Source organism: Methylobacterium pseudosasicola, from assembly GCF_900114535.1.
Lineage (GTDB): Bacteria > Pseudomonadota > Alphaproteobacteria > Rhizobiales > Beijerinckiaceae > Methylobacterium > Methylobacterium pseudosasicola.
In genome coordinates this window covers 57,362-64,548 of sequence record NZ_FOTK01000033.1, presented here as the reverse complement: position 1 = coordinate 64,548, position 7,187 = coordinate 57,362, and the positions used below count along the sequence as shown (strand labels likewise).

Annotated in this window: 7 protein-coding genes; 5 read left to right on the top strand and 2 right to left on the bottom strand. The window is 66.2% G+C overall.

Going from position 1 to position 7,187, the window contains the following annotated elements; genetic code table 11:
- On the bottom strand, nucleotides 1-265 hold a 265-nt coding region (locus BM228_RS25010; RefSeq protein ID WP_139234189.1), incomplete at its 3' end, for a transposase.
- Between the two features lie 364 nt (nucleotides 266-629).
- Between BM228_RS25010 and BM228_RS25005 the strand changes: the two genes are divergently transcribed.
- Nucleotides 630-1,601, top strand: coding sequence for a transporter family protein (locus tag BM228_RS25005; protein WP_092044836.1), 972 nt, complete (start codon nucleotides 630-632; stop codon nucleotides 1,599-1,601).
- A 675-nt stretch (nucleotides 1,602-2,276) separates the two neighbouring features.
- Here the strand turns inward: BM228_RS25005 and BM228_RS25000 are convergent.
- A complete protein-coding gene (locus BM228_RS25000) occupies nucleotides 2,277-3,263 on the bottom strand; it encodes a GlxA family transcriptional regulator (RefSeq protein WP_092044835.1) in 987 nt (328 codons plus the stop codon).
- A gap of 173 nt (nucleotides 3,264-3,436) precedes the next feature.
- Between BM228_RS25000 and solA the strand changes: the two genes are divergently transcribed.
- From solA to BM228_RS24980, 4 genes are all read left to right on the top strand, one after another.
- Nucleotides 3,437-4,606, top strand: coding sequence for an N-methyl-L-tryptophan oxidase (solA, locus tag BM228_RS24995; protein ID WP_092044833.1), 1,170 nt, complete (start codon nucleotides 3,437-3,439; stop codon nucleotides 4,604-4,606).
- Between the two features lie 71 nt (nucleotides 4,607-4,677).
- Nucleotides 4,678-5,511 carry a transporter substrate-binding domain-containing protein gene (locus BM228_RS24990; RefSeq protein ID WP_092044832.1) on the top strand — a complete coding sequence of 278 codons (834 nt, stop codon included), beginning with the start codon at nucleotides 4,678-4,680 and terminating at the stop codon, nucleotides 5,509-5,511.
- 37 nt (nucleotides 5,512-5,548) lie between these two features.
- On the top strand, nucleotides 5,549-6,298 hold the full coding sequence (locus BM228_RS24985; RefSeq protein ID WP_092044830.1) for an amino acid ABC transporter permease: 750 nt from the start codon (nucleotides 5,549-5,551) through the stop codon (nucleotides 6,296-6,298).
- Nucleotides 6,295-7,170, top strand: a complete 876-nt coding sequence (locus BM228_RS24980) for an amino acid ABC transporter permease (protein ID WP_092044829.1) — start codon at nucleotides 6,295-6,297, stop codon at nucleotides 7,168-7,170. Before BM228_RS24985 ends, BM228_RS24980 begins: the two co-directional genes overlap by 4 nt.
- The last annotated feature ends 17 nt before the right edge of the window (nucleotides 7,171-7,187 follow it).

Sequence of the window (7,187 nt, the reverse complement as noted above, 5' to 3'; positions counted from 1 at the left end):
GCTCCAAGAGCACCTGATGCAGGCGGGCCCATACGCCGGCCGCCTGCCAGTCGCGCAGGCGCCGCCAGCAACTCATCCCGCAGCCGCAGCCCATCTCCGCTGGCAGCATCTCCCACGGAACGCCTGAGCGCAGCACGAACAGAATGCCGGTCAACGCAGCTCGGTTCTCGATCGGCCGTCGGACACCTTTTGGACGTGGGCGGGACGGCGGCAGAAGCGGCGCAATCTCGGTCCAGAGATCATCGGGCAGAAGCGGACGAGCCATCACGACCAACGCCCGCCCGCCCAATCCGTGCCCGTTCTGTTAGGCGCTCTAAGCACTCGTCTTTGCTCGCATCTCCTATATGCCACAGCCGTGCGAACGAGCTCCGGCATGTGTCGATCTTGCCGCCGGCCAGCGTGCTTTCGCAGCAACATGAGCGCATCCCCTCGTATCGGTCGTCATTTTTACAGTAGACTCGAAGTCAAACAGTGGCACACTCATAGTCGATATGGAAATACGTACAAATTGATCGCGTTTCCATACAAGCAAGAGCCTACGGCCCAAAAAACAACCTATCGATATCTGCGCCGGGGCTTTCCGGCGAACGGGAACGCTCGGCCTGCGCCCGGCAAGAAGGGGATTGAGGATGCTGAACAGGATCACGGCAACGCTCGCGGGCGCTGCGGCCGTCGCGTTGAGCGCGACGGCCGCTTTCGCCCAAGCCACAACGATTCCGGGCGAGCAGGTCGGCCTCGCCGCCGGCGCGCCCTTGCCCGAGGGCCTCTACGCGGTCGACACCTTCATTTACCGTCGCAGCGATCAGCCGTTCTCGCCCGACACCGCGATCAATGTCCCGTTCCTGCTCTGGTCGACCCCGCTGACTCCTCTCGGCGGCCGCATCGAAGCCCTCGTCGCGCAACCCACCGTGTTCGCCTTCACCCGCAACGGCGCCGGCCAGCGAAACAAGGACATCTCGATCAACGTCGGTACCCTGCTCGCCGGCATCTGGGCGTTCGATCTCGGCAACAATTTCGGCGTCAGTTTCCTGGGCGGCGTTCACTTGAACGACCTCGATGCCGGCCGCGGCTCGCTCGGGACCGGTTTGTCCGGTACGCCCGTGCTGCCGCAGCTCTCCTCGAACACGTACAGGTTCGGTGTCGCCGGCAGCTATACCGGCGACGGCTGGAACATCACCGCCAACCTGACCGGCAACGTCTACGACACGCCCGGCCGCTTCGGTGGTCCGATCGGGGCAGCGATCGGACCAATCCGCCTCTCGGATGCAATCTTGCTGGATCTGACCGCCACGAAGAAGTTCGGCAATTTCGAGATTGGCCCAGTCGCCTACGGCGTCTACAACTTCGACACCAGCCAGTTCAGCGCGGCGAATGGCAATCGCGGCCGCTTCGCGGTCGGTGGCCTCGTCGGCTACGACTTCAAGGCCTTCACCGTTCAGGCTTACGTGGCGCGCGACGTGGTCACGGGCGCCCAGTACACGAACGCCCTCGGTCGGACCCGGGACAATTACTCGACCGACGGCTTCGTCCGCTTCGTCGTCCCGCTCTACACCCCGCCGGCGCCGGCTGCGGTGGTGGCCCCGCTGGTCCGCAAGGGCTGACGCCAAGCGCTCATCCACCACGATCCGCACGCGGTCGCGGTGCAAACGGAATCGAAGTGGAAATCCTTCCCAGGGTCCACGCTTCGATAGGGGCCGAGCGGCCCGGTCTCAACAGCTAAACCCGCTCGGCCCCGCCTGCACACGGGGATGGTGCAAAGCTGCCGGAACGACCGCCCTGACAGCGGCTGTGGGCCTGCACCGAGTAGGCTGGATTCATCGATTAGTTTGGGCCTCAAGCATTTGGATAACCAACGTCCGCTTTGCTTGGAAATTCGTCCGATATCGGCCATTTCCGGTCCCGCGGACGGGCGACCCTGAACGACTGGGTTGCGTGGATTTCAGACTGTCCGCTCCTGGGCGAGCACTGAAAAATGTTGACACAACCGTTGCGACTGTTCGCGCCAATCCGAGCATAGCGAAGGCTGCCAGCGCATCCAGACAGCGGTCATATGTCCACCACCGTGCAAGATCTGCATGGATGCATTGATTGAGCATAAGGGCACACTGCTGTCCCAGTATCCGTAGTCGCGCTGGACTTTCGGCATCGTGATTGACACCCAAACGGTGACCCGAGGTAAAAGTTGGTGCAGGGACACCGGTTGATGAACCTTGCTCCGAAGTCTGATTGTCTTGCGTTGCCGGGCGGGTCCGCCGCATTCACTTTGACGATTCCGTTCATCGTTCCGCGGATGGGCTGCAACCGAAATGCGATCGGTAGCTGCGCGAGAAATGGGCAGCGCTCGAGAAGCCGCAGGCCGTCGCGATCTCTCCAATTCTGAGTGGACTCTGACGTAGCAGCCGGCGGCCATGGGCCAAGCGGATGGCCCGGTACTGCGCCGAGAAGCTCAGGCCCTGCTTGTCGAGGAAGAGGCGGTCGAGATGACGCTCACTGACAGCTGCGAGGCGGGCCATGGCTTGGCGGCCGAGGGGCGCTTCGACAGTCTTCTCCATGGTCTCAAGGACGATGAGCAGGGCCGGATGATGAACGCCGTAGCGCTCCGCCGTCGAGGCCCGCTGCGGGTCATCCGCAGCGCTGACCGCCGTGTGGAGGAACCAATCCGACACGCGGCGCGCGAACGCCGTCCCCATGCGTTCGGCGATCAGCGTGTGGGCCATGTCGAGGGGAGCGACGCCGCCTCCGCAGGTCAGGCGATCGGGATCGGCGACGTAGCGCGCGCGGGTGAGGCGCGCTTGCGGGAACGCCTCGATCGTGGCGCCCGCGTGCTCCCAGTGGATGGTGAACGCCCGGTCGACCAGAAGTCCCGCCGCGGCCATCAGGTAGGGGCCGCCCGAAATGCCGCCGATGCGCACGCCGAGCCGGGCGAGCCGCCGCAAGGCCGCATGGATTGCGGGCCTGTTCCAAGCGTTCGGCTCGCCGCCTGCGCAGACGAAGACGGTGTGCAGGGATCCGCGCCCGCAGGGCAGCTCCTCAGCGGGAATCTCCGCGCCCGAGGAGGACACGACACGGCCTTCCGCCTCGCCGAAGTAGCGCAGCCGGTAGAGAACCCGGCCGGCCAGCTGATTGGCCGCCCGGAACGGCTCGCAGGCCGATGCGAACGACAGCAATGCGAAGCCTGGAACCAGGATGTAGCCGATCTCCTGAGGACGGTCCCCCAGCGCAGACGATGCCTTATTCGATGTCGGCGCATGCGGTTGGCTCATTCGTGATAGAAACCGTCTGTTACGGTCAAGCGCAACAACCAGGGCGCGTCATTCTCATGGTCGCGTAACCTCTTGGCTTGAGATCGCCCCAGAATGCCCGGTTTCTCCACGCCTCCCTCGTCCCCGGATGAACCCGAGCCGCCGCGCAACGCCGGCCTGCGGGGGCATGCGCGATGACGCGCCGGTTCGACGTCGCAGTCCTGGGTCTCGGGGCCATGGGCAGTGCTGCCCTCTACCAACTGGCCAAACGCGGTGCCGCGGTGATCGGGCTCGATCGCTTCGCGCCGCCGCACGCGCTCGGGTCGAGCCACGGCGAAACCCGGATCACGCGCCAGGCCGTCGGCGAGGGAAGCGACTACGTCCCGTTCGTCACCGCCGCGCATCGGATCTGGCGGGAATTGGAAGCGGAAACGGGCGAGACCCTGCTGAACGCTTGCGGCGCCCTGGTCATGGCTCCCGGTCACGGCGTCTCCTCCCACCACGGCAAGCCGGATTTCGTCGGCCGCTCGATCAGCGCTGCGCAGGGTGCCGGGATCGCGCACGAGGTGCTCGACGGGGCGGAGGTCACCCGCCGCTTCCCGCAATTCCTGAACCTCGCTGGCGACGAGAAGGCCTATTACGAGCCGGGCGGCGGCTACGTGTTCCCGGAGCGCTGTATCGCGGCGCAGCTCACCCGCGCCGTTGCCTTGGGGGCCAAGATCCGGACCGGCTGCGAGGTCCTGGCGCTGCAGCAGGACGGGTCCGGTGTCCGCATCGAGACCGCCGACGGCGTGATCCTGGCCGATCGCGCCGTGGTCGCGGCCGGCGCCTGGACCGCCCCGCTGCTTGGGCGTCCGTTCGACGGGCTGCTGACGGTCCGGCGCCAACTCCTGCACTGGTACGCGCTGACGGACGAAGCCGCGTATGGGCCGCGCTCGCCCGTCTTCATCTGGATGTACGGGACGGGCGACACGGACTACCTCTACGGCTTCCCGCCCATGGCGGGGGAGCGCGCCATCAAGGTCGCGACCGAGCAGTACAGCACCGCCACCACCGCCGACGCGGTCGAGCGCCGCGTCGACCCGATGGAATCCGACGCGATGTACCGGCTGCGGGTCGAGAACCGGCTGGCCGGCGCCACCCCGGAGATCGTGCGGGCCGCGGCCTGCGTTTACACGGTGACACCCGATCGCGGCTTCATCATCGACCGGCATCCCGAGATGGATCGATTGCTCGTGGTCTCCGCCTGCTCGGGGCACGGCTTCAAGCATTCGGCGGGTATCGGCGAGGCCGTCGCCGCGGACCTGTCCGGAGCCGCCGGGCGACCCGACCTCACGCCGTTCGCACTCGCACGCTTCGGTTGATCCGCCGGCCGATGGCTCGTGGATTGCTAGAAACCATGCCAAGATCAGATCACCCGCGCAGGACCGAGCCGATGCGACACACGATCCGCACCTTCCTGACTCTCGGCGCGCTAGCGGCGGTTTCGGCCCTCGCTGTGACCGGTCAAGCCTCGGCCGCGGACGGCGTCGACGCGATCAAGCAGCGTGGGACGCTGATCGTCGGCGTGAAGGCGGACTACAAGCCCTTCGGGTTCCGTGATCCGAGCGGCACGATCATCGGGCTCGAGCCCGATCTCGCCGCCGACCTGGCCAAGCGCCTCGGCGTGAAGCTCGAACTGGTGCCGGTGGTCTCGGCCAACCGGATCGAGTTCCTGCAGCAGGGCAAGGTCGATCTCCTGATCGCGACGCTTTCGGACAAGCCGGAGCGCCGCCGTGTCGTGCAGGCCATCGACCCGCAATACTATTCCGACTTCGTCAACGTGCTGCTGCCCAAGACCTCCGGCATCACCGACTGGGCCCAGCTGAAAGGCAAGCCGCTCTGCGCGACCTCGGGGGCTTGGTACAACAAGGACGTCGCCCGCACCTACGGGGCGGAGATCGTCGCCTTCGACGGCTCCGAGAAGCCGCTCTTCGCGCTGAAGCAGGGCAACTGCCTCGGCTACGTCTACGACCAGAGCATGCTCCAGGGTAAGCTGCTCGACGATGATTGGAAGGCCGGCTACGCCCTGCCGCTTAAGGGCATCCTCGACGCGCCGTGGATGATGGCGGTGGCGCAGGGCAACACCACGCTCCAGACGATGGTCGAGGACGCAACCAAGGACTGGATGAAGACAGGCTTCATCGTCGCCGGTGAGAAGAAGTGGGGCATCGAGCCGACCGCCTACTCGAAGGCGATGCACGAGAAGTACAAGAACGCGACCAACTGATGCGCGACCGTTCGACGAGCCGGGACATCTGTCCGCGATGATCGAGGCGGTCCAGACGTGGTTCCAGCGTCTCTACGAGACAACCGGCTTCAACTTCACGGTCTTCTACGACCCGTATGACTGGGACCGCTACGTCGCCGGTCTGCGGATGACGCTGCTGCTCGGGATCAGCACGATCCTGATCAGTCTCGTGATCGGCGCGGTCGGGGCACTCCTGCAGAGCGGGCCGTCGCGCCTCCTGCGGGGGTTGGTCAACGGCTTCGTCGTGGTGTTCCGCAACACGCCGCCGCTGGTGCAGATCTTCTTCTTCTACTTCGGACTCGGCACACTCCTGCCGGACGTACGCTCGGCCGACGGGTTGCGGGCCCCGATCCTCGACAACGTGCAATGGGCGATCGTCTCGCTCGCGCTGTTTGCGGGCGCGTTCAACGTCGAGATCTTCCGCTCCGGCATCGAGGCTGTGCCCAAGACCACCGTCGAGGCCGCTGAGGCGCTCGGCTACACCCGGTTCAAGGCCTACCGCTACGTGGTCCTGCCGCTGGCGCTCCGCGTCTGCCTGCCGGCGCTGAACAACAACCTGATCAACCTCTTGAAGACCACCACGCTCGCCTACGCCATCGCGGTCCCCGAGACGCTCTACGCGGTCAAGCAGATCTGGTCCGAGTCGCAGAACGTCCTCGAGATGATGCTGGTGCTGCTCGCGACCTACGCGGTCCTCGTCGGGGTGCTCGTGTGGATCATGCACCGCTGGGAGCGCGCGCTGCGCATCCCCGGATACGGCCGATGAACGCTTCGGATCGGAACGGCCCCGGCGGCGACGCGCGCCCGACAGGCCGCCCGGGGGATCTGCCGGTGCTGTTGCCGTTCGAAATTCCCTACACCGCACCGCCGGCGCGCCTGCGCCCCATCCATGGCTGGCTGCTCTGCGGCCTCACGATTGTTGCCCTACCGGCCTGGGCGCAGGGCGGGGCCGCCGCCCTGTCGCCGCTGGAGGTGGTCGTCAAATGGGCGCCCCTCCTGCTCACGGGTTTCGCCTTCAACGTCGCGATCTCCCTGATGGCGATGGCGATCGGCACGGCGGCCGGCATCGGGCTCGGGCTGGCCATGCTGGCAGAGGGCCGAGTGCTGCGCCGCATCGCGTGGTCGGCCACGCAGGTCTTCCGCAACGTGCCCTGGCTGGTGCTGCTGTTCTTCGTGATGTTCCTCGTGCCGTTCCAGGTCACGGTGTTCGGCCTCCGGGTGCCGCTGCCCGATTGGGTGAAGGCGACGTTCGGGTTCAGCCTGCCGGTGATGGCCAACGTCGCCGAGATCGTGCGCGGCGCCGTGCGCTCGGTACCGAACACGCAATGGGAGGCGGCCGAATCCCTGGCCTTCACCCGGCGGCAAACGCTATGGCGCATCATCCTGCCCCAGTGCGTGAAGCGCATGCTGCCGCCCTGGATGAATGTCTATTCGCTGATCGCGATGGCCACCGTGCAGGCATCGATCGTCGGGGTCACCGAGATGCTGACGCTGACCGGGCAGGTGCACGCCGCCGAGGGCGGGCGCCCGGAGCTGTTCGCCCCGCTCTACGGCTTCGCCCTGCTCTGCTTCTTCCTCTACTGCTACCCGATCGACCGGCTGACCGCCGGCCTGGAACGCCGCTTCGAGACCCGCTGAGCAGGATGCGCGCGACC